At 34.1% G+C, this 23,898-nt stretch carries 20 protein-coding genes and 1 other annotated feature; of the genes, 6 read left to right on the top strand and 14 right to left on the bottom strand.

What is annotated here, in order from left to right; genetic code table 11:
* Positions 1-11: 11 nt before the first annotated feature.
* A complete protein-coding gene (aspS, locus tag AC1RPY_RS02115) occupies positions 12-1,781 on the bottom strand; it encodes an aspartate--tRNA ligase (protein WP_481761360.1) in 1,770 nt (589 codons plus the stop codon).
* Positions 1,778-3,091, bottom strand: coding sequence for a histidine--tRNA ligase (gene hisS / locus AC1RPY_RS02110; protein WP_481761361.1), 1,314 nt, complete (start codon positions 3,089-3,091; stop codon positions 1,778-1,780). Before hisS ends, aspS begins: the two co-directional genes overlap by 4 nt.
* Before the next feature lie 55 nt (positions 3,092-3,146).
* Positions 3,147-3,334, bottom strand: a binding site (T-box leader).
* A 149-nt stretch (positions 3,335-3,483) separates the two neighbouring features.
* Between hisS and AC1RPY_RS02105 the strand changes: the two genes are divergently transcribed.
* Complete coding sequence (locus AC1RPY_RS02105) at positions 3,484-4,341, top strand: N-acetylmuramoyl-L-alanine amidase family protein (RefSeq protein ID WP_481761362.1); 858 nt, start codon at positions 3,484-3,486, stop codon at positions 4,339-4,341.
* Between the two features lie 23 nt (positions 4,342-4,364).
* On the opposite strand, the gene AC1RPY_RS02100 is transcribed toward AC1RPY_RS02105, so the two are convergent.
* From AC1RPY_RS02100 to AC1RPY_RS02070, 7 genes are all read right to left on the bottom strand, one after another.
* Positions 4,365-4,988: an HAD-IA family hydrolase gene (locus AC1RPY_RS02100; protein WP_481761363.1), complete on the bottom strand. Its 624-nt coding sequence runs from the start codon at positions 4,986-4,988 to the stop codon at positions 4,365-4,367.
* Between the two features lie 63 nt (positions 4,989-5,051).
* Positions 5,052-5,498, bottom strand: coding sequence for a D-aminoacyl-tRNA deacylase (gene dtd / locus AC1RPY_RS02095; RefSeq protein WP_481761364.1), 447 nt, complete (start codon positions 5,496-5,498; stop codon positions 5,052-5,054).
* Between the two features lie 24 nt (positions 5,499-5,522).
* Positions 5,523-7,751 carry a RelA/SpoT family protein gene (locus AC1RPY_RS02090; RefSeq protein WP_409022473.1) on the bottom strand — a complete coding sequence of 743 codons (2,229 nt, stop codon included), beginning with the start codon at positions 7,749-7,751 and terminating at the stop codon, positions 5,523-5,525.
* Positions 7,752-7,836: 85 nt separating this feature from the next.
* Positions 7,837-8,160, bottom strand: a complete 324-nt coding sequence (locus AC1RPY_RS02085; protein WP_481762180.1) for a hypothetical protein — start codon at positions 8,158-8,160, stop codon at positions 7,837-7,839.
* A 34-nt stretch (positions 8,161-8,194) separates the two neighbouring features.
* A complete protein-coding gene (locus AC1RPY_RS02080; protein WP_481761366.1) occupies positions 8,195-8,923 on the bottom strand; it encodes a 16S rRNA (uracil(1498)-N(3))-methyltransferase in 729 nt (242 codons plus the stop codon).
* 9 nt (positions 8,924-8,932) lie between these two features.
* On the bottom strand, positions 8,933-9,880 hold the full coding sequence (gene prmA / locus AC1RPY_RS02075; RefSeq protein WP_481761367.1) for a 50S ribosomal protein L11 methyltransferase: 948 nt from the start codon (positions 9,878-9,880) through the stop codon (positions 8,933-8,935).
* 12 nt (positions 9,881-9,892) lie between these two features.
* Positions 9,893-10,381, bottom strand: a complete 489-nt coding sequence (locus AC1RPY_RS02070; RefSeq protein ID WP_481761368.1) for a DUF3013 family protein — start codon at positions 10,379-10,381, stop codon at positions 9,893-9,895.
* A gap of 172 nt (positions 10,382-10,553) precedes the next feature.
* Here AC1RPY_RS02070 and AC1RPY_RS02065 point away from each other — a divergent pair, with 172 nt between their 5' ends.
* The 5 genes from AC1RPY_RS02065 to AC1RPY_RS02045 all read left to right on the top strand — a co-directional run bounded on the left by AC1RPY_RS02065 (position 10,554) and on the right by AC1RPY_RS02045 (position 17,014).
* Positions 10,554-11,513 carry a nucleoside hydrolase gene (locus AC1RPY_RS02065; protein WP_481761369.1) on the top strand — a complete coding sequence of 320 codons (960 nt, stop codon included), beginning with the start codon at positions 10,554-10,556 and terminating at the stop codon, positions 11,511-11,513.
* Positions 11,514-11,531: 18 nt separating this feature from the next.
* A complete protein-coding gene (locus AC1RPY_RS02060; protein WP_481762403.1) occupies positions 11,532-11,897 on the top strand; it encodes a hypothetical protein in 366 nt (121 codons plus the stop codon).
* Positions 11,898-12,003: 106 nt separating this feature from the next.
* The gene (gene gntK / locus AC1RPY_RS02055; RefSeq protein ID WP_481761371.1) at positions 12,004-13,545 is read left to right on the top strand and encodes a gluconokinase; all 1,542 of its coding nucleotides are present in this window, start codon (positions 12,004-12,006) and stop codon (positions 13,543-13,545) included.
* 21 nt (positions 13,546-13,566) lie between these two features.
* Positions 13,567-14,919 carry a gluconate:H+ symporter gene (locus tag AC1RPY_RS02050; RefSeq protein ID WP_481761372.1) on the top strand — a complete coding sequence of 451 codons (1,353 nt, stop codon included), beginning with the start codon at positions 13,567-13,569 and terminating at the stop codon, positions 14,917-14,919.
* A 112-nt stretch (positions 14,920-15,031) separates the two neighbouring features.
* Positions 15,032-17,014 carry a cation:proton antiporter gene (locus AC1RPY_RS02045; protein ID WP_481761373.1) on the top strand — a complete coding sequence of 661 codons (1,983 nt, stop codon included), beginning with the start codon at positions 15,032-15,034 and terminating at the stop codon, positions 17,012-17,014.
* A 39-nt stretch (positions 17,015-17,053) separates the two neighbouring features.
* Here AC1RPY_RS02045 and lepA read toward each other — a convergent pair whose 3' ends face one another.
* The 5 genes from lepA to hrcA form a co-directional block, all read right to left on the bottom strand.
* A complete protein-coding gene (gene lepA / locus AC1RPY_RS02040; RefSeq protein WP_481761374.1) occupies positions 17,054-18,895 on the bottom strand; it encodes a translation elongation factor 4 in 1,842 nt (613 codons plus the stop codon).
* 122 nt (positions 18,896-19,017) lie between these two features.
* Positions 19,018-20,157: a molecular chaperone DnaJ gene (gene dnaJ, locus AC1RPY_RS02035; RefSeq protein WP_481761375.1), complete on the bottom strand. Its 1,140-nt coding sequence runs from the start codon at positions 20,155-20,157 to the stop codon at positions 19,018-19,020.
* Between the two features lie 125 nt (positions 20,158-20,282).
* Positions 20,283-22,118, bottom strand: a complete 1,836-nt coding sequence (gene dnaK, locus AC1RPY_RS02030; protein WP_481761376.1) for a molecular chaperone DnaK — start codon at positions 22,116-22,118, stop codon at positions 20,283-20,285.
* 25 nt (positions 22,119-22,143) lie between these two features.
* Positions 22,144-22,740 carry a nucleotide exchange factor GrpE gene (gene grpE, locus AC1RPY_RS02025; RefSeq protein WP_481761377.1) on the bottom strand — a complete coding sequence of 199 codons (597 nt, stop codon included), beginning with the start codon at positions 22,738-22,740 and terminating at the stop codon, positions 22,144-22,146.
* Positions 22,741-22,757: 17 nt separating this feature from the next.
* Positions 22,758-23,801, bottom strand: a complete 1,044-nt coding sequence (hrcA, locus tag AC1RPY_RS02020; protein WP_409022460.1) for a heat-inducible transcriptional repressor HrcA — start codon at positions 23,799-23,801, stop codon at positions 22,758-22,760.
* Between the last annotated feature and the right edge of the window lie 97 nt (positions 23,802-23,898).

Genomic DNA, 23,898 nt, shown 5'->3' with positions numbered 1-23,898 from the left:
CTTTTAAACGTCTATTTTAATTTATTTTCTTCAACTTTTAACGATAATTCATCTAATTGCTTACTTGCAACTAGACTAGGCGCATTCGTCAATGGCTCTGATGCTTTTGAATTTTTAGGGAACGCGATAACTTCGCGAATGTTATCTTTCTTTGCCAATAACATAGCAAATCTGTCTAACCCAATAGCCAATCCACCATGTGGTGGGAATCCATAATCAAGTGCATCTAGGAAAAATCCAAATTGTTCTTCCGCACTTTCTTTAGTAAATCCTAAAGCCTTAAACATTTTTTCTTGAATATCGCGTTTATGAATACGGATTGACCCACCACCCAATTCATAACCATTCAAAATAATATCATAACTTTGTGCATGTGCTTCATGTGGATTTTCATCAAGTAAATGAATATCTTCTTCATTTGGCATAGTAAAAGGATGATGCGCAGCAATAAATTTGTCAAAGTCTTCACTGTATTCAAATAATGGCCAATCAACAACCCAAAGGAAGGCGAATCTATTTTCATCAATCATATCCATCTCTTTGGCAATATCATTACGTAAGTAACCTAATGATGCACGAACAACACTTGCTTTGTCAGCAACAAACAAAATTAAATCTCCGACATTTGCACCAGCAGCTTCTTTAATTGCATCAACATGGTCATTTAAAAATTTAGCAATTGGGCCACTAAATCCTTCTTCAGTTACTTTTACCCAAGCTAACCCTTTAGCACCAAAACGTTCAATATAAGCCGTTTTAGCATCAATCGCTTTGCGTGAATACTTATCGGCACCACCAGGAATCGCAATAGCATTAACAAGTCCACCATTGTTTAAAGTATTAGTAAATACTTTAAAATCAATATCTTTAACTGCAGCAGACATATCTTTTAATTCCATATCAAATCTAATATCCGGTTTTTCAGAACCATATCTTGCCATTGATTCATTCCAAGTCATACGTTGTAATGGTAATTCGAGGTCAATATTTAAAGTATCTTTCATTACACGTTTTAATAAACCTTCTGTTAAATCTTGAATTTCTTCAGCAGACATAAATGATGTTTCTAAATCTATTTGCGTAAATTCAGGTTGACGGTCACCACGCAAATCTTCGTCTCTAAAACAACGAGCAATTTGGTAGTAACGATCAAATCCGGCATTCATCAATAATTGCTTAAATAATTGAGGTGATTGTGGTAATGCATAAAAATGCCCAGGATAGACACGGGAAGGTACAAGATAGTCACGAGCCCCTTCAGGTGTTGATTTTGTTAAATATGGTGTTTCAATATCAATAAAATTTTGATTATCTAAGTAGCTGTGAACAGATTGTGTAATACGGCTACGAATCATTAATGATTTTTGCATTTCAGGACGACGTAAGTCTAAATAACGATATTTTAATCTTGTATCATCTACAACATTAATATCATCTTGTATTTCAAATGGCGGTGTTTTTGCTTTATTCAAAATAACTGCATTATGAACTTCAACTTCAATCTTACCCGTTTTCATTCTTGGGTTGATTGCTTTAGCATCCCGTTGTGTCACTTTTCCTGCAACCTCAACAACAAATTCATTACGTAACTCTTCAGCAATCTTTAAAGCTTCGGAATCAAATTCTTGACTAAAAACCAGTTGAACAATGCCCTCACGATCACGTAAATCAATAAAAATTAAATTTCCTAAATCGCGTCTTTTTTGTACCCATCCCTTTAATGTAACTGTTTGACCAATAAAAGTTTCATCAACTAAACCATTGTATGTTGTTCTTTTCATTCTCCATCAGCCTCCATTTCTAATTTTAATGCCTTTTCATATACTTTCGAAAAATCAGTATATACATCTTCTAATTTTAATATAATTTCTTGACTTGTTTTCATATTTTTAAAATTCAAAGTTTGTGTTTCTAGTTCGCTCTCACCTAAAGTCATAACAAAATGAGCATTCATACGATTAGCAGATTTAAATTGACCTTTTGGTTTACGATTTAAATAATCTCTTTCAATTGAATAACCTGCCTTACGCATTGATTGCACGAGTTTTAGTGTTTCAGTATTCGTTTCTTCACCAATACCAACAACATAAACATCTAAACTTTGTTCAACGGGTAATTTTGCATCTTCAGCTTCAAGAACTAATAATAATCTTTCAATCCCCAAGCCAAAACCAATCCCTGGTGTTTCAGGACCACCTAATTGCTCAACAAGGCCATTATATCGTCCACCAGCACAAATGGTCGTAAATTTCCCACCAAATGCTTTTGAATCAGACATAATTTCGAAAATGGTATGGTTATAATAATCAAGTCCACGAACCATTGTTGAATCAACTTCATATGGAATTTCCAATGCATCAAGTAACACTTTTACTTGGTTAAAATGAGCCTGTGACTCTTCACTAAGGTAATCTAGAATTGATGGTGCATTTTTAACAATTTCTTGATCACCTTTATCTTTACTATCCAAAACGCGTAGTGGATTTTTTTCTAAACGTGCTTTTGAATCATCACTTAATTGATCAGCGAAGGGACGTAAATATGCAACTAATGCGTCACGATAATTATCACGACTATCATTATCTCCCAAAGTATTAATAGCTAATTTTAAATTTGTTAATCCAAATTTTGATAAGAAATCAATTGCCATTGCCATAACTTCAACATCAAGTGTTGGATTATCAACCCCAAAGGCTTCAACTCCAATTTGATGAAATTGACGTAAGCGTCCAGATTGAGGTCTTTCATAACGAAACATTGGTCCAATATAATACGTTTTAAATGGCTTTTGAATTTCTGGGCCATAAAGTTTATTTTCAACATACGCTCTAACAACTCCAGCTGTTCCTTCAGGACGAAGTGTTATATGGCGGTCACCTTTATCTTTAAAATCATACATTTCTTTAGTTACAATATCAGAAGTATCACCTGAAGTTCTTGAAAAAACCTCAAAATGTTCAAAAAGTGGTGTTCTAATTTCATCATATTGGTAACTTGAGAATATATTTCTAGCGGTTTCTTCAATATATTGCCATTTTTTTGAATCTGCTGGGATTATATCTGCTGTTCCTTTGGGACGTTGAAATTTCATTATAAATCCTCCTATTTGTGGCATTATATACAAAAAAGCACCCTCATCTAAATACGACAAGGGTGCTTTTGCACGGTACCACCTTAATTTTTTACTAATAGCTTAACGCAACTTAAACGACATGTGATTTAACCACACGCACCTCAAAAGTGTCTTTCGGTTAGCAAAAATGGTGAATATTTCAGCAAATTATTCACTCTCTATACAATTTAACTAACCTAATTTCTTTTTCATCGGTTTTAATATTTTATTAATTATAAAGTTACTCGAGTAACTCTCTAAAGTCAAGTACAGCTTAACTTACAATATTATTAAATTTGATTCTTACTATTGAACAAATATTTGGTATACTAATATTTAGATTCAATATCTATAGTTAAAGGAGTACATAAATGTCAACAAATAGAAAACATGGATTCAGCATAAACTGGCCAAGAGTCATTTTATTAATCATCATTTTTTGTACCCTATGTTTAGGTATTGTAAAAACGACAACTTATTTAAAAGAAACCGTTGTTACATCTGACAATATTAATGTACGTACCGGACCAAGTACGTCAAATAAAGTGTTAGACACTCTTAAGAAAGGTGAGCGTATTACAATTATTCGAGAAAAAAATAATTGGTCATACGTAAGTTTGCCAAATACTAAAAAAGGTTGGGTAGCAAACTGGATTCTTTCTAAAAAAAATGCCAAAGTGACTAAATTATCTGAAGCAACGATTGTTTTAGATCCCGGACATGGCGGTAACGATTCAGGTGCACTTTCAATCAAAGATAAACAAGAAAAAATCTACACGCTTCAAATTGTAAAAAAAGTAGCTTATCTTCTTAAGAAACGTGGCGCCAATGTGATTTTAACACGAGACTCTGATTCGTATGTAGATTTAGCCCCACGCGCTAAACTTGCAGAATCAAATAATGCAGATGCATTTATTAGTTTCCATTTTGATTCATCGCCTAATGATGATGAAGCAACTGGTTTAACAAGTTACTACTATAATAAGACAGCTGATTTAGCACTTGCAAATTCAATAAATGCCGAATTAAACGATACCGGTCTTGATAATCGTGGAACGGAATTTGGCGATTTTCTTGTTCTAAGAGATAATACACAACCATCCGTCTTACTAGAATTAGGGTACATTAATACAAAATATGACTTTAAGTTAATCCAAAGTAGCAGCTTTCAAGAAAAAACAGCAAAATCAGTCGTTGAAGGTTTAACAAATTATATCCAAAATAAATAAGACAATGCTTAACTATCATTGTCTTATTTTTGTATTAAATCAATTAATTTCAATACACGCTTATCTGGTTTTTCAACTGTTGAAATCATTTGATCAAAATCAAATAAATATCCCTTCATACCTGCATTATGCCCTGCAGCAATATCCAACTCCCGATCACCAATCATTGCTGCTTTCTGGTAATCAACTGCATTTTTTTCTGCAAGATAATTAAGTGACGCTGGATTAGGTTTCCTTGGAAATTTTTGATCTGAAGTAACAAAATCTGAAAACAAATGAATAATATTTGTTTCCCTAAGCATATCAATTGCGCTTTGATCCCTATGGGTTAATAAAAAGTTTTGTCCACCATTATCAACCACCCATTTACAAACTTCTTTTGCACCAGGAAATAATTTTGCATTTTTTTGACTCTGTCTTTCTAAATCATCATAGCTTACCCTCAATTGTTCAACATCTAAATTCAAATTTGTTTCTTGATAAATTTGAATTGCTTGTCTAACAGATTTTTCTCGCATAATTTTATAAATTTCTGTTCTAGTCGCAATTACATTTTGTAAACGTAACGCTTCTTGAAATGCCTTAACCATCTCAGGATAAGTATCAAAAAGCGTCCCATCAAAGTCCCAAAAATAATTATTTATCATTTTATACCCTCCAAATATTCTTTACACCAAAAAGATGTATTAGAGTTGATTCTAATACATCCTTTATTTTTTCTCTGTATCAAAAATAATTGTTACTGGTCCATCATTTATAAGTTCAACATCCATATCTGCTCCAAATTGACCTGGTTTAACAATAGTTACTATTTCAGCCAATTTTTGATTAAATTCATCATAATGTTCCTCAGCTAAATTAGGTTCTTCAGAATCTGTAAAGCTTGGTCTATTCCCTTTTTTTGTTGACGCGTACAAAGTAAATTGTGAAACAGATAGAATTTCTCCATTTATTTCTTGAATACTTAAATTCATTTTTCCCATATCATCTTCAAATAATCTGGAATTAGAGATTTTTTTTACCATATAATCTATCTCAGTAGATGTATCACCCGTCTTAAATCCCACCAATAAAAGATATCCTACATTAATCTGATTTAATACCTGACCATTTACCGAAACACTAGCCTTTTTAACACGTTGAACAACAATTTTCACTTCTTTAGTACCTCCATTAGAAAATTAATGAATTTTCCTTTTAACAGCATAAACGTCTTCAACACTTTTCAAAGTTTCCATAATTCTTTCTAATTGAACAATATCTTTTACGCCAACTGAAACATCCATTGTCGCAATTTTATTATTATCAACACGGCCATTAACTGAGCTTAATTGCTTAGTTGTATTATTCAATGATTGTAAAATATCATTCAAAAGTCCAGAACGATTGTACCCTTGGATTTCCAAATCAGATTGATAATTAGATTTATCATCCATGGTTTTATCCCATTTAACACTAATAATTCTTTCCCCGGACTCTTCAGCTTTAATAACATTAGGACATTCAGTTCTATGAACTGAAACACCACGCCCCTTTGTAATATAACCAATAATGTCATCTCCTGGAATAGGATTACAGCAATGACTTAATCGAACAAGTAAGTTATCGACGCCATCAATTACAACACCACCATCATGGCTACTTTTACGATTTTTTTCAGATACGTCTGGTTTTTTCATTTCTTTATGTTCTTCAAGGATTGCCTTCTGCTCATTAACTTGTCGAACTTCTTCTTCTTTAGAGCGAATATCTTCCGTTAAAGCATTGGCGACACCTAACGTTGCTACCTCTCCAAATCCAATTGCAGCATACAAGTCATCTGATTCAGACAATTGTCTTTTATCCAAAAGCTGTTTCATATTTTCTTTTGTAATGACTTTTTTAGGATCAAATCCTAAATCAATTAATTGCATCGTCAATAAATCTTCACCTTTAGCTGCATTAGCAACACGATCTTGTAGTTTGAAGAAGTGTTTAATTTTATTTCTAGCTTTATTTGTATGCACCAAATTAACCCAATCACGGCTTGGTCCTATTGAACTTTTACTAGTTAAGATATCAACAATGTCTCCATTTTTGACTTGATAATCTAATGGCACAATCTTTCCGTTAACTTTTGCACCCGTTGTATGATGTCCAATTTCAGTATGAATACTGTAGGCCATATCAAGTGGTCCTGCACCTTTGGGTAATTCAAAAACATCACCTTTAGGTGTGAATACATAAACGCGGTCACCAAAGATATCGCCTTTAACACTTTCCATAAAAGCAGAAGCATCATCAGTCTCATCTTGTAATTCAATAATTTCTTTAAACCAATTTAATTTTGTACCCGCGTCATCTTGCTGAACTTTCTCTTTCACACCTTCTTTGTAAGCCCAATGTGCTGCTACACCAAATTCAGCTATTTCATGCATCTCTTTTGTTCTAATTTGAACTTCAAAAGGACGTCCCTCTGGTCCGACAACAGTCGTATGCAGAGACTGGTACAAGTTAGCCTTTGGAATCGCAATATAGTCTTTAAATCTTCCAGGCATTGGTTTCCATCTAGAATGTATTGCCCCAAGTACCGCATAACAATCTTTAATTGATCCAACAATTACTCTAACAGCTAGGAGGTCATAAATTTGAGAGAATTGTTTATGTTGGTCTTTCATCTTTTTATAGACAGAATACAAATGCTTTGGTCGCCCATAAATTTCGCTTGAAACTTTTAAATCACTAATGGAAACTTTTATTTCTTCAATAGCTCCAGAAATATAAGCCTCACGTTCTTCACGTTTAGAATTCATCAAATGAACAATTCGATAGTATTGTTGGGGGTTCAGATAACGTAATGAACTATCTTCTAATTCCCACTTAATCGTACTAATACCTAAACGGTCTGCCAATGGTGCATATATTTCTAACGTTTCATTTGCAATTCGTCGTTGCTTATCTGGACGTAAGTGTTTTAACGTCCGCATATTATGTAACCTATCTGCTAATTTCACAATAATAACACGTAAATCTTTAGACATCGCTAACAATAATTTACGATGATTTTCAGCTAATTGCTCTTGATGAGATTTATATTGAATTTGACCTAATTTTGTTACACCATCGACAATTACTTGCACATCTTTACCAAAAAGTTCGCCTACATCACCTAAAGTAACTGGTGTGTCTTCAACAACATCATGTAAAAATCCTGCACTAACAGTCTCCGGATCCATTTTTAATTCTGCAAGAATACCAGCAACTTGTATTGGGTGCATTATATATGGTTCGCCAGACTTACGATATTGATTCTTATGAACATAGGTAGCAAAATCACATGCTTTTTGTACAAATGCAACATGTTCTTCATTCATATAGCTTTCAACGATTTCCAAAACGTCTCTAGCACTCCACATTTCTTCTTTTGTCATATCTACACACCTCTTTTTATATAAAATAAAAATACGCGATTCCATAATGCAGTCCGCGTACTCATGTATTCATAAAGTATTTGTATTATTTTTTTGAAATTCCCCATGTTAATAATGATAAACAAAGATAAATAATTGCAAAAAAGATAGTGATACTTTGAAATAAATGGCACAACACACCTATTGCAAAAATAACTGGAAAGAAAAAGTTAAAAATCAAACTATGATCATTTCTACCAATAATAACACCAATAATGATAGAAAAAATGACATTTACTATAAATAAAGAAACACCAATTTTTATAACATCGTTTGCATTAACTAAGGTCAGTACCATCGGGACCACAATTCCGATGGCAATACTTACCGTTAAGTACCATGCAGCTGTTATGCTTAGAAAATTTTTCAAAAATATTTCCTCATTTCGTTTTCTCATGCCTTACTTAACTTAATTCACTAACAAATGAAAGGCTCGCTAATAAGTATAACGGAGCAGTCTCTGCACGTAAAATTCTAGGTCCTAAGCCTACCTTTTGATAACCAGCTGTAGCTAACTTATCAATTTCTGATTTTGAAATACCACCCTCTGAACCAAATACCGCAATCATATTTTGATTAGGTTCAATCAAATCAAATGATTTTTTTAGTTGGCTAACCTCACCTTGTTTAGCAGATTCTTCATATGCAACAATCTGAATATCATAAGATTGTTGAAATATCTCATCAATTTTTTTAGCGTATGAAATCGTTGGAATTTTAGTTCGATGTGCTTGTTCTGCAGCACCCTTAGCAATTTTTTTTAAACGTTCAATTTTTTTAGCCTGCTTTTTTTGATCCCATTTTGCAATAGAAAAATCACTATTAAAAAATATAAAATGGGCAGCCCCCATTTCTGTACCTTTTTGTACAATCCAGTCTGCCTTATCTTTTTTTGAAAGAGCCGACGCAATTGTTACTTCTACTGGCAACTCAACTAATGTTTCTACTGTCTTTTGATAATCAAAAGTAGCTGAACTTTCAGTAACCTGTTTCATCTTTGCAACAACAACCTCTGTTGATTGCTTAACGAGTTCAACTTGATCACCAACAGCCAAACGCATAACTTTAATTGCATGATGAAAATCCTCATCTGTTAAAATTAACTCATCAGATTTCAAAAAATATCTCTGCATCTTTACTACCTAACCTTCCAAATCCATTTTAACTGCAATAATTGAGAACCAGTCACCCATATTTAAAATCTGTTGTATTTCAAATCCACCAGTTACCAGTGACTCCTTGATTAAATCGACTTTATCTGCAATAATCCCAGATGTCACAAAATGGCCACCTGGATTTAAATTTCTTCTAGCTTGCGGAATTAACGGTACAATAATTTCGGACAAAATATTAGCCACAATTAAATCAACCTTATTATCAATACCATTTAGTAAATCATTAGCTGCTACATGTATCTGATTTGCAATTGGATTTAAGTTGAAATTTAATACGGCAGCATCTACTGCAATATCGTCCAAATCATACGCATCAATATGACCAACACCAAGATGTTTTGCAGCAATACTTAAAACACCTGAACCTGTTCCAACATCAATCATAGATTCATTTCCACGTATTACTTGCTCTAGTGCTACCAAAGCTAGCCGGGTTGTGGGATGTGTTCCTGTACCGAATGCTTTACCAGGGTCTAAACGTATCACTTTTTCATCAGGTTGGACCACCTGATATTTCTCCCAACTTGGTACTATTGTTAGGAATCGGGTAACTCTAACCGGATGGTAGTATTGTTGCCATTCCAATCCCCAACCTTGGTCATCCACTTCATTCAATTCAATCAGACCACGTCCCGGATTAAGTCCAAAATCAGCTAATTGATTAACCCTACTCTGTATAGTTGGCAATATTTCAGGAATAAAAATAGTTTCAGGGAAAAAGGCAGAAATCTTTGCTCCATCATTTTGGTGCTCAACTGATGTAAAATCGTTCCCGTCTAAATTATCCTGCATTAATTTTTCAAAATCTTTTGAATCATCAATTTGGACACCTTCAGCACCACTTTCAATTAAAATATTAGAAACCGCTTCTACAGCTTCACTACTTGTTGAGATACTTACTTCTGTCCATTTCAAATTGAAATCCTCCTAAAATTTTGGATAAATTAATCGCATACTTTTTTCTGTACTTTGTGCTTTTTGAATTTTTTCAAAATCGCTAGCTGACCAACTTAGTTCAAAGAATTCAGCATCATCATCATTCAAAAAATCTAACAAATCACTTTGACCATTGTCTAGTACAATTTGTAAATAGTTAATAAATGCTGCTGCCTCTGAGCGTTCCCAACCCGATTTCCCTTGAAAGGGTAATGTTGTTAAATACTCTTTTTCAACTTCCTTTGAGTCAAAACGTTCTTCATCATAGAGTAATATAGCATCCCCAAATGAAATAATGGGTAATTCTGAGTTAACACCTTCAATATCAAGAATTGCTTGTTGTGACTTATTCTCAGCATAAAATGTGAGATCTACTGTAAATGTATGATCCTTTTTCTGCCAATCTAATACAATATCACCATCAAAATCAATTTTTGGTAATTCCTTCTTTAAATAATCAAACAATGTTTCTTGTGCCATACTATCACCTCATATTTTAAATAAATTTAAATTACATCAAATTTTGTTTAGTTCTCAAAGTTTATTATAAAGCATTGCATTCATTCATGCATTAATTAAAGAGGAAAACGATAACAATTTATCGCTTTTTTTGGTAAACTAAGGTTATTAAAATATTGGGGAGGTTTTATTTATGGGAAGAAAGAAAATGATTTTGGATTTAGACACTGGTATTGACGATGCATTGGCTATTGCCTATGCTCTCGCTAGTACCGAAATTGATTTAATTGGTATTGTAGGTTCTTACGGTAACCTGCAAATGCTAGCTGGTGTTCAAAACAGTTTGAACTTACTTAATTTATTAGGTGAATCAAATATTCCAGTTTATCTCGGTGAGAAACATTCAATCACGACTCAATCTTTTGATACTTTAGAAATAAGCCAAGAAATACATGGTATGAACGGTTTAGGTGACATAAAAATCCCTAAATCAAGCCAACCATACGCCTCAGAATCTGGAATCGATTTTATTATCGATTCTGCACATGAATTTCAATCAGATTTAATTATTGTGCCTACTGGTCCATTAACGAACTTATCATTAGCCATAAAAAAAGATCCTAAAATTGAAACATTAATTGGTAAAGTCGTTTTAATGGGTGGTGCTTTAACAATCCCTGGAAATGTAACTGCCGTTGCTGAAGCAAATATTAATCAAGATCCAGAAGCCGCAAATGAAGTATTCCAAAGTAAATTGCCTATTACAATGGTAGGTCTAGACGTAACACTTAAAACACTTTTAACAAAAAAAGAAACAGAGCTATGGCGTGAAATTGACAGTCCATCAAGTCGAGCTTTCGCCGATATTGTTGATTACTATATTAACGCCTATGCAAACCTAAAAACAAATTTAGACGGCTGTGCTTTGCATGACCCCTTAGCTGTTGCCGTTGCTATAGATGCATCTTTAGTCACTACTTTACCTATCAATATGAAAGTTGACACAGAAGCGCCTTTTTCTGGACGTACAATCGGTGACGAGACACGCCTAAATTCAAATCAAGCAACAACGGTTGTCGCTGTTGCCGTTGAAACCGAAAGATTCTTATCGACTTTTATGACACGTTTATCAACTTTATTTTCAAAAAATTAAATTTAACGGAGTTTACTTATGCAATATCTCGGTCCATTCATTCTTTCCATTTGGTTTATTATGACCACTATTATTTATATTTCTACATTTACGAAAAAAAAACGTCGAAAATTTTCATATAAGTCACTTTTTTTTGGCTCGTTAGCCTGGGAAAAAAATAGTCGTAACTGGCTATTGATACTGGGACTTTTTTCGCTTATTAGTTTAAATCCTATTACAGATACATTTATCTTTTTGATGATACTTGGTGGTTACATTGCTGTTACCTCATGTTTAAACTTATTCTTACATCATGGTAATCGCCGTCAAACTATTCTAATCATTATTCTTTCCTTCTTTTTAATTTTAGCAGCATTCTATCCTTTATTATCAAATTTTAAATAAGTAAAGATAGTTGCTTTAAATTAACTCAAAGACGATAATGTAAGCGTTAACTGTAATTTTAATAAACTTTATTATTCATACTACTATTTATTCAAGGGAGATCACTATGCCACATATAATCGGTGTTGATATTGGAACAACAAGCACGAAAGCAGTTTTATACGATCTTAAAGGTACCGTAATTGAATACGCTAATATTGGTTACTCACTTTATCAAGAAGAAAATGGGATGGCTGAACAAGATCCTGATGAAATTTATGCTGCTGTAACAAAAGCAATCACTGAGGTCAATAAAAAAGCGAACTTACGCCCCACTGATTTAAAAGGCGTTTCATTTTCAGCTGCCATGCACAGTTTAATTCTACTTGATAAAAATCATAAACCGTTAACTAGATCGATTACTTGGGCTGATAACAGAGCTAGCAAGTGGAGTGATGATTTAAATGAATCAGGTGTTGGTCATGAAATTTATCTCAAAACTGGAACACCTATTCATCCTATGTCACCATTATCAAAACTAATTTGGTTAAAGAATGATAAACCAGATTTATTTAATCAGGCAGCCTATTTTGTTGGTATTAAAGATTATATTTTATATCAATTATTTGATCGACTTGTTATTGATCATTCTTTAGCGTCAGCTACAGGCTTATTCAATATTTTTAATTTAGATTGGGATAAGCAAGCATTATCTGTAACTGGTGTCACACCTGAACAGTTACCAGAACTAGTTGAAACAACGTACCAACTATCCGGACTAAATACTGAATTTTCTAAAATAACTGGTATCCAACGTGATGTTCCTTTTATTGTTGGTGCAAGTGATGGTGTTCTATCAAACCTTGGTGTTAATGCTATCGAACCGGGTGTTGCGGCTGTCACAATTGGTACGAGTGGTGCCGTTAGAATGGTTATCGATCACCCTGTTACAGATCCTAAAGGTAGACTATTCTGTTATGCGCTCGCCAAAAATAAATGGGTCATTGGTGGGCCAGTTAACAATGGCGGTATCGTCTTCCGCTGGTTGCGCGATGAGATATTTACACCCGAAAAAATTACTGCTGAACAAATGAAAATTGATCCCTATGAAGTCATCACTCAAATTGCAGAAAAGGTTCCTGCCGGTTCCGATGGACTCCTCTTCCACCCCTATCTTGGTGGCGAACGGGCACCACTCTGGGATGCTAATGCTAGAGGTTCATTCTTTGGTTTAACACGTCAACATACACGTGCGCATATGGCTCGAGCTGTACTTGAAGGGATCGTTTTCAATTTAGACATGGTCATGTTAGCACTAACTGAAATTGCTGGGAAACCCACTAGAATCCAAGCAACAGGTGGTTTTGCCCAATCATCTTTATGGCGACAATTATTAGCCGATATTTTTGAACAAGAAGTTACAATTCCTGAAAGTTTTGAAAGTTCTTGTCTTGGCGCAGCTGTCTTAGGAATGCAAAGTTTACATTTAATTGCTGATCTATCTGCTGTTGAAAATATGATTGGTTCCATGCATGTCCACCAACCACAAAAAGAAAACTTTGAAGTATATCGTGAGCTATTACCTATATTTGTTCGAGTAAGTAGGTCATTAAGCGCTGAATATAAAAATATTGCTGATTTCCAGCGGAAACATTATCATCAAATCTAGTTTCATTGGGGGAAAGTTACTATGCCACTTTTAATTGTTTTTATTGGGATTCTCTTTTTACTTTTATTAATCATTAAATTTAAATTAAATACATTTGTTTCATTAATTATCACATCATTTGTTGTTGCCATTGGATTAGGGATGCCTTTAGATAAAATCACGACTTCTATCGAAAATGGTATTGGTAGTCAATTAGGTCATTTATCCTTAGTCTTCGGTTTTGGTGCTATGCTAGGTAAACTGGTTGCTGATTCAGGTGGTGCTTATCGGATTGCGACTACTTTAATTAACCGATTTGGTCGAAAATGGATTCAATTAGCAGTCGTACTTGCATCATTCATTATTGGTATTGCATTATTTTTCGAAGTTGGTATTGTTTTATTGATCCCAATCGTTTTTGCGATTGCTACGGAATTAGGAATTTCAGTTTTATATCTTGGGATTCCCATGGCAGCTGCACTTTCAGTTACTCATGGCTTTTTACCACCTCACCCCGCCCCAACTGCAATTGCATCAGCACTAAATGCTAATGTAGGGATGGTTCTTATTTACGGATTACTATTAGCTATTCCGGTAACATTGATTGCCGGTCCACTTTTCGCTATGATTGCAAAAAAATATATTCCTTCGGCATTTAAGCAAAAAGGAAATTTAAGCGCATTAGGAACACAAAAAGAATTTAAACTTGAAGATACACCTAGTTTTGCAATGAGTACTTTGACATCTTTATTTCCCGTTGTAATTATGGCTATTTCAACAGTTTACGACATGATTATTAATAAAGGGATAACACCAAAGAACCCTAACTCTATAGATTCCTTTTTCATGTTCGTTGGGTCTCCTGGCGTTGCCATGCTGCTCTCCCTTCTGTTCGCTATCTATTCAATGGGTATTGCCCGAAAGATCCCAGTCAAAGATATTATGGCTTCTCTTGAAGTTGCCATTAAACAAATTGCAATGCTACTCTTAATCATTGGTGGTGGAGGTGCATTTAAGCAAGTTCTTGTTGATGGTGGTGTCGCAGATGTTATCTCAAGAATGTTTGAATCCTCATCGTTATCACCATTATTGTTAGGCTGGTTAATTGCTGCACTTCTTAGAATTTCTCTTGGTTCTGCAACAGTTGCTGCATTAACAGCTGCCGGTCTAGTCAGTGGTTTAATAGCTGGGTCAGGCGTTGATCCTGCATTAATGGTTATCGCCATTGGTTCAGGTAGTTTAATTGCATCTCACGTAAACGATGCTGGTTTCTGGATGATTAAAGAATATTTTGATCTAACCGTTAAAGAAACACTCGCAACGTGGACCGTTCTTGAAACAGTCGTCTCTGTTTCAGGGCTCGGTGGTGTTATGCTTATTAACTTATTCGTATAAATTAATAAAAGGCTAAGTTATTTTAGATAACTTAGCCTTTTATTATGTTGTTAAATTTAGACATGTGTTAAAATAGACACCATTCTAAATTGAAATTATTGGAGGCAATATTATGGATTCACTATCTGCTATCTTATTATTACTTGGTGGCGTGGTTATCGCAAATGTGATTGCTGTTAAGTTTCCAAAAGTTCCACAAGCTTTTTATCAAATTGGTATAGGATTAGCGCTTTCTTTATTACCAAATTTCCAACATTTCGAACTTAACCCAGAATTATTTTTTATGATAATCGTTGCACCTATTATTTTCAATGAAGCCCAAAATACATCTAGAAGAGCATTAGCTAGAAATATTTTAACGACGCTTTCATTAGCCATCATTTTAGTTGGTGCAACAATAATTGTCACTGGGTTTTTAGTTCACTCAGTCTTACCTGATTTATCACTTGCCTTAGCATTTGCGTTAGCAGCGATTGTCACACCCACAGATACAGTAGCAGTATCTTCAGTGACAAAAAATTTACCGATTCCTGAGTCAATGATGAATATATTGGAAAATGAATCCTTGTTTAATGATGCATCTGGTATTGTTGGTCTTAGTTTAGCATTAACTGCTTTCTCTTCAGGTACTTTTTCTATGAACGAAGGTCTAAGTGCTTTTAGCACATCATTTTTTGGTGGACTCTTAATTGGTGCATTTTTAGGATTAGTATTCGTTAAAATAAGGTTAACGTTACTAAATTGGCACATCGAAGATACAGCAATTATGATTCCAATTGAAATAATAACTCCTTTTTTAATTTATTTTATATCTGAAGAATTAGGTTGTTCAGGTATTTTAGCAGTCGTTGCTGCCGGTTTAATTCATGGTGTTCAAAAAGATCGTTTACGGTTATCTTCAACTAAATTACAATTTATATCAAGTAGTATTTGGAAAGTACTTACAGATGCTTTAAATGGGTTTGTTTTTGTAGTTCTAGGTTTAACATTGCCTACTGTTACCTCGGATTTATTAAAAAGCTCAGGATTTAATTCACTAATTTTACTTGTTATTAGTATTGGTATTTACTTTATTATGACACTAATGCGTTTTCTATGGTCCCACTTCCTATTAAAAAATTTATCAACAAAAGACGATTTTACATTTGCCCTAAGTGGAATTCACGGAACAATTACACTATCCATGGCATACTCATTACCATTAGTAACTGTTTCAGGAATTGAATTCCCTATGAGAAATGAAATCATTTTTATAGCTGCATTAGTTATATTAATTAGCATGTTAGTTCCTACTTTCCTACTACCGCACTTAATTACCAAAAAGAATGAGATTACTATTTTAGAAAATATTGGTGAAATTCGTTCTAAGATGGTTATTTACACTGTTGAACAACTTAATGTCACAAATATTCCTAGTCCAGAAAGACAAACAGTAATTGAAACGCTATATAACCAACAAAATTTTTTAAAACGGCCTAAAAAGAGTGATTTTTATGACCTATTAGAAAAAACACAAGAAATTGAAGAAAATATTTTGCATGAATTATTATCGAGTGGTCAGGTTTCTGAAAAAACTGGTTCTTGGTACGAAAAGTATCTTGCTACAACTTATCAATCAACCCGTGGATTTTCACTTAAACATCTCATAATACACTTGAAATTCTATTCACTTCATTTATTTAAACATTTTGCTATTAAGAAAGGCGAAAAAGCGCTATCTCAGGTTACTGAAAATCAAAAAAATACTTTCAAAAAATATTATAATAATACAAAAGATGACTTTATTTTAATGGAGGAATCTAGTTATCAGGCAGCAATTACTTATTTAACCTCTATTACCACTGTTGACAATTCAATGGCCGTTACTCTGGTTAGACAATTTTTATCAGTTAGACACAGAAGAATGTTTTCAAATGAGACTGAACTTATCTTACAAAATAATATTTTTATAAATGCCTTTCAATTAGAATATAATTTTGTTCAACTTCAATTAGAACAAAAATTAATCACCCCTGCAACGGCAAATCTGTTAAGAGAACAAATTTCATACGATGAGATGGTTTACATGCAAAATAATGAAGCATACTTATCATAAAAAAAACGACAACCAGACTTTTCCGGTTGTCGTTTTTACTTATTTTTTCTTAGATTCTTCATCTTCATCAATTTTCAAGACTGCCATAAATGCTTCTTGTGGAATCTCAACATTACCAACTTGTTTCATTCGTTTCTTACCAGCTTTTTGTTTTTCCAAAAGTTTCATACGGCGTGTTCGATCTCCACCATACAATTTAGCTGTAACATCCTTACGGTATGCTTTAATATTTGTTCTTGCAATAATTTTTTGTCCAGCAGCAGCTTGAACTGGAATTTCAAACATTTGGCGCGGAATTAATGATCTTAATTTATTGACGATACCTTTTCCACGTTCAAAAGAAAAATCACGATGAACAATAAAACTCAATGCATCAACTGCTTCACCATTCAACAAGATATCAACTTTAATTAAATCACTTGGACGGTAACCCTCTTCTTCATAATCCAGGGATGCATATCCACGTGTATTAGATTTTAATTTATCAAAGAAATCAAAGATAATTTCTGATAAAGGCATATGATAAATAATATTTACACGGAATTCATCTAAGTAATCCATCGTCTCAAAAACACCACGTTTTTTTTGACAAAGTTCCATGACTGCTCCAACATATTCATTAGGTACCATAATACTTGCTTTCACATAAGGTTCGTTAATTTGCTTAATTGATGATGGTTCTGGCATTTCAGAAGGGTTAGAAACAATTATTTTCTCACCATCAGTTAAATCAACATGATAAATTACAGATGGTGCCGTTGTAATCAAATCTAACCCAGATTCACGTTCTAACCGCTCTTGGACAACATCCATGTGTAATAACCCTAAAAATCCACAACGGAACCCAAATCCTAGTGCTTGTGACGTTTCTGGTTCAAATTGTAAAGCAGCATCATTTAATTGTAATCTTTCAAGTGCCTCACGTAATTCATTATATTTTGAATTATCTACGGGATATAACCCACAATAAACCATAGGATTAATTGCACGGTAACCATCTAGTGCTTCAGTTGCTGGATTGTCAGCTGAAGTTACTGTATCACCAACTCGTGTATCTCGAATATCTTTAATTGCCGCTGTAACATACCCAACATCTCCGGCCATTAAAAAATCACGATTAACTGCTTTGGGTGACATAACCCCAACTTCAGTCACTTCATATTTTTTCTTACTATTCATTAATTCAATTGTGTCGCCAGGTTTTACAACACCGTCAACCACCCGAATACTCAAAACAACGCCACGGTAACTATCATAGATTGAATCAAAAATTAAAGCTTTCAATGGTTTTTTTAAATCACCATTTGGTGCAGGAATTTTCGTTACAATCTGTTCCAGCATCTCTTCAATACCAATACCATTTTTAGCACTTGCCAGAACGGCATCAGAGGCATCTAATCCGATAACATCTTCAATTTCTTTTTTTACCATTTCAACATTAGCAGATGGTAAGTCAATTTTATTAATAACTGGTAAAATCTCCAAATCATCATCAATCGCTAAATAAACGTTTGCGAGTGTCTGTGCCTCAACACCTTGAGCAGCGTCTACAACAAGTACAGCACCTTCACAAGCCGCCAAACTCCTTGAAACTTCATAAGTGAAATCAACATGTCCTGGTGTATCAATTAAATGAAAGATATATGTTTCACCATCTTTAGCAAGATAATGTAATTCAACCGCATTTAATTTAATTGTAATTCCACGTTCTCGTTCAAGATCCATCGAATCGAGTAATTGATTTTGCATCTCACGTTTAGTAACTGTATCAGTCATCTCGAGGATACGATCCGCAAGTGTGGATTTTCCATGATCAATATGTGCTACAATCGAAAAGTTTCGAATATGTTTTTGTCTATCTTGCATTTCTTCAAAATCCATTAATAGCGTCCTACTTTCTTGTTTCTATCTCTTCTGATTATAACAATCAACGCTACTAAACACAATTACAGTTCGCATACAAAAAAATAGAATCATCTTAGAAGACGATTCTATTTTTAACTTTATTTCTTATTTTTAAATTGATCTTTTAACTTATCAAATAAATTACCTTCGCCAACAACGTTTTTACCGCTAGCTGTAGCAAATTCTTTCAAAGCATCTTTTTGTTCTTTTTTAAGATTACGAGGTGTTTCAATATTAACCGTCACTTCTTGATCACCATTACCCTTACCATGTAATTTAGGCGCACCCTTATCACGTAATCTGAAAGTCGTTCCAGTCTGTGTTCCAGCGGGAATCTTCATTTTTACATCTCCATGAACGGTTGGAACCGTTACTTCGTCGCCCAATGCAGCTTGGACAAAGCTAATTGGAACATCAATGTAAATATCAGGACCTTCACGGTCAAATGTGCCACTAGCCTGAACTCTAAAGATAATGTATAAATCTCCATAAGGTCCACTATTTTCACCAGATTCACCTTGTCCTTGAAGACGCATCTGTTGACCATCTTCAACACCAGCAGGAACAGTTACTTTAACTTCATGTCTTTCATCAATATGGCCTGATCCATGACATGTATCACATTTTTCTTTAATCTCTTTACCTGTACCATGACAAATATCACATTCTTGTTCAGTCATCATGTTTCCAAGTGGCGTACGACGCTCAACTTGGATAGTACCTCGACCACCACATTTATGACATGTAATTGGAGAAGTTCCAGGTTTTGCTCCAGAACCAGAACAAGTAGCACATAGACTTTTACGATTGTATTTAATTGTTGATTCTTTACCAAAAACACCTTCATTAAATGTCAATGTCATCTCGTATTGCAAATCACGACCTGCTCGTGGAGCGGTTGGATCTTGGGAAGCACCACCACCGCCGAAAAATGAACTGAAAATATCTTCAAATCCACCGCCGCCAAATCCACCTTGTTGTCCTTGACCACCAAATCCTCGGTAAGCACCACCTTGAGACCCAGCTGAACCATATTGATCGTATTCAGCTTTCTTTTGTGGATCACCAACTGTTTCATATGCTTCAGTGATTTCTTTAAATTTATCTTCGGCACCAGCATCCTTATTAATATCCGGATGATATTGTTTAGATAACTTACGATACGCTTTTTTTATTTCTTCAGGTGACGAATCTTTAGTCACACCAAGTACATTATATGGATCTTTGTTCTCTGCCATTCCGTACCTCCGAATAACCTTTTTGGTTTTTATTGCTCTAAATAGGATAACATGTCTAACATGAAATAAAAAGCCAAAGTCCCAAAGGCCTTTGACTTTCTATCACACTCAAAATTTAGTAAAGATTACTTCTTATCTTCAGGGTTAACTTCTTCGAAGTCACCATCGACAGTTTCATCTTTAGGGTCTTTAGCCGTGCCTTCAGCACCAGCTTCACCTTGAGCTTCTTGTGCTTGTTGATACAATTTAACAGTTAAGTCTTGAACAATTTTATTCAATTCATCTTTCTTAACTTTCATATCTTCAACATTGTTATCTTCTTGAGCTTTCTTCAAAGCATCACGAGCATCTTCAGCAGATTTAATTTCTTCTTCAGTTACTTTACCTTTTAATTCTTCCAAAGTTTTATCAACTGAGAATAATAATTGATCAACTTCATTCTTCAAATCAACTTCTTCTTTACGTGCCTTATCTGCTTCTTCGTTTTCTTTAGCTTCATTAACCATGCGTTCGATTTCGTCTTCTGCAAGACCACCTGAACTCTTGATTGTAATTTTTTGTTCTTTGTTTGTGCCTAAATCTTTAGCAGAAACGTTAACAATACCATTTTTATCAATATCAAATTTAACTTCAATTTGAGGGATTCCACGAGGTGCAGCAGGAATATCATTTAATTGGAAACGGCCTAATGTTTTATTATCAGTAGCCATTGGACGTTCACCTTGTAAGACATGGATATCAACGGCAGGTTGGTTATCTGCAGCTGTTGAGAACGTTTGTGACTTGCTTGTTGGGATCGTTGTATTACGATCAATTAACTTAGTAAAGACGCTACCCATTGTTTCAATACCCAATGAAAGTGGTGTTACATCAAGTAAAACAACATCCTTAACATCACCAGTAATGACACCACCTTGAATTGCAGCACCAAGTGCAACAGCTTCATCAGGGTTAACTGATTGGTTAGGTTTGTGATCTGTTTCTTTTTCAACTAATGCTTGAACAGCAGGAATACGTGTTGAACCACCAACCAAGATAACTTGATCAATATCAGCATTTGTTAATCCAGCATCTTTTAAAGCATTTTGAACTGGAATACGTGTACGTTCAACTAAGTCTTGTGTAAGATTATCAAATTTTGCACGTGATAATGTTGCTTCTAAATGTAAAGGTCCAGCAGCACCGGCTGTAATAAATGGTAAGCTAATTTGTGCACTAGTAACACCAGATACATCTTTTTTAGCTTTTTCAGCAGCATCTTTAAGACGTTGCATTGCCATTTTATCTTTTGATAAGTCAATACCATTTTCTTTTTTGAAGGTCTCAACTAACCAGTCCATGATTTTTTGATCAAAATCATCTCCACCAAGTTTAGTATCACCGTTTGTTGATAGTACTTCAAAGACACCATCACCTAATTCAAGGATAGAAACATCAAATGTACCACCACCTAAATCGAATACAAGGATTTTTTCATCTTTTTCAGTATTTTCAAGACCATATGCTAAAGCAGCAGCAGTAGGTTCGTTAACAATACGTTCAACTTCTAAACCGGCAATTTTACCAGCATCTTTTGTAGCTTGACGTTGTGAATCGTTAAAGTAAGCAGGAACTGTAATAACAGCTTGTGTTACTGATTCGCCTAAGTAAGCTTCAGAATATTCTTTGATGTATTGTAAAATCATAGCAGAAACTTCTTGTGGTGTGTATGATTTTCCTTGAATATCTACTTTGTAGCCTTCTTCTCCCATGTGACGTTTAATTGATGCAACAGTATCAGGGTTTGTGATTGCTTGGCGTTTAGCAACTTCACCAACTTGAGTTTCGCCATCTTTAAATGAAACAACAGATGGTGTTGTACGATTTCCTTCTGGGTTTGTAATAATTTTTGCTTCTTTACCTTCTAACACAGCAACAGCTGAGTTAGTTGTTCCTAAATCAATTCCTATAATTTTTGCCATAATTTATCTACCTCTTCTTATATTATTATTGAGCGACAACGACCATTGCTGGACGTAACACTCTATCTTTTAATTTATATCCTTTTTGAAGGACTTGAACAATTGTATCTGCTTTTTGATCATCAGAAGCTGGAACTGTTTGAACTGCTTGGTGAACATTTGGATCAAAAGTAACGTCATCAGTTGCAATTTCTATAACGTCATTATTAGTTAATGCTTTTTGTGCATCTTTATAAACTAATTCAATACCTTTTTTAAGTTGTTCGCCACTCTCAGTGTCAACCTCAATTGCCAATGCTCGTTCCAAATTATCGATAACTGGTAGAACATCTTTAGCTAATGATTGCCCGCTATACTTTAAGAGTTGTTCTTGTTCTTTCTTAAAGCGTGTATTCATATTTGCCATTTCGGCTTCTGCTCGTAAATATTTATCTTCCATTGTGTCTAAACTAGCTTGTAACTCAACTAATTTATCTGCATCAGAAGGCTTTTTACTAAATTTTTCTTTTACTTTATCAGTAACAGAACTTTTTTTCTCATTTTGATTAGTTGCTTCACTAGACTGATGTTGCTCTTGTGTAACATCTTCTTCAACTAAATCTTCTTTGGCATCTTTAACCACACACAACACCCCTTTTCTTATTTATCAAATTGTTGATAATAATCTAACAATTTTTTAGCAAGCTCATCACTAAATGCATCTAATAAACCAATCATTTTTGAATATGGCATATTTGTAGGACCCAATAATGCGATAACCCCTTGACCATGGTCACTAACATCATAACTAGCTGATATAAGACTATAGTTATCAAGTAATTGGTTCGTTAATTCCTCACCAATTTTAATTTGAATAGGTTTACCTTGAATTCCAATTAATTCACCAATATTCTTGTTATTTGATGTGTCTACTAAATCATATAATGATTTTAATTCATCCACGTTACTATCGGTAGCAAAATCTAATATATTAGATTTACCGCCAACAAAAACTTGTTCACGTGCTGCCTGCTTTAAAATATTACCAAAAATATCTAAAATACCAGCTGGCCTACGCATATAATTAACCAACATAACTGGGATACTTGTTCTTAACTTCTTAGAAATTTCAGCTAATGACAACCCAATTAATTGGTCATTCAACAACCTTGTTACGGCTTCTAAATCTGATCCGTTAATCGATTTAGGAATACTGAATGTCTGATTCTCAACAACGCCACTACTCATCACAAGAATAGCCATAATTCGATGATTTCCTAATGGTACTAATCGAAAACCTTCGAGACGACTTTCCATTGTTTCAGGTCGTAAAGAAATCGCTGTATAATTTGTTAAGTCCGAAAGAATCTTAGTTGATTCTGCAAATATTTCATCAATCTTTTGAAAATGAACACCAAGAGAATTTTGAATATTCGCTAATTCCGCTGCTGGAACAACGCCGGGTTTAACAATGTGATCAACATAATATCGATAACCTAAAAATGAAGGAATTCTACCAGAAGAAGAATGTGTTTTTTTAATTAACCCATTATTTTCCAATGTCACCATTTCATTTCTGATAGTTGCTGAACTTACATGCATTGGTAAAAAATCAACGACCGATTTAGAACCAACAGGTTGACCAACCTCTGTATATACTCTGACAATTGCTTCTAACACTAACATTTGTCTTTCTGTTAGCATGATCAATCACCTCTTTTTAGCACTTAACACAATGGAGTGCTAAGACAACTATTAATATACTAAATGTTGAGATTATTGTCAAGGAATGCACTCACTT

This window comes from Dellaglioa sp. CoH-56-MRSF-12 (genome assembly GCF_056782075.1).
This window is presented reverse-complemented; position numbering and strand designations above follow the sequence as displayed.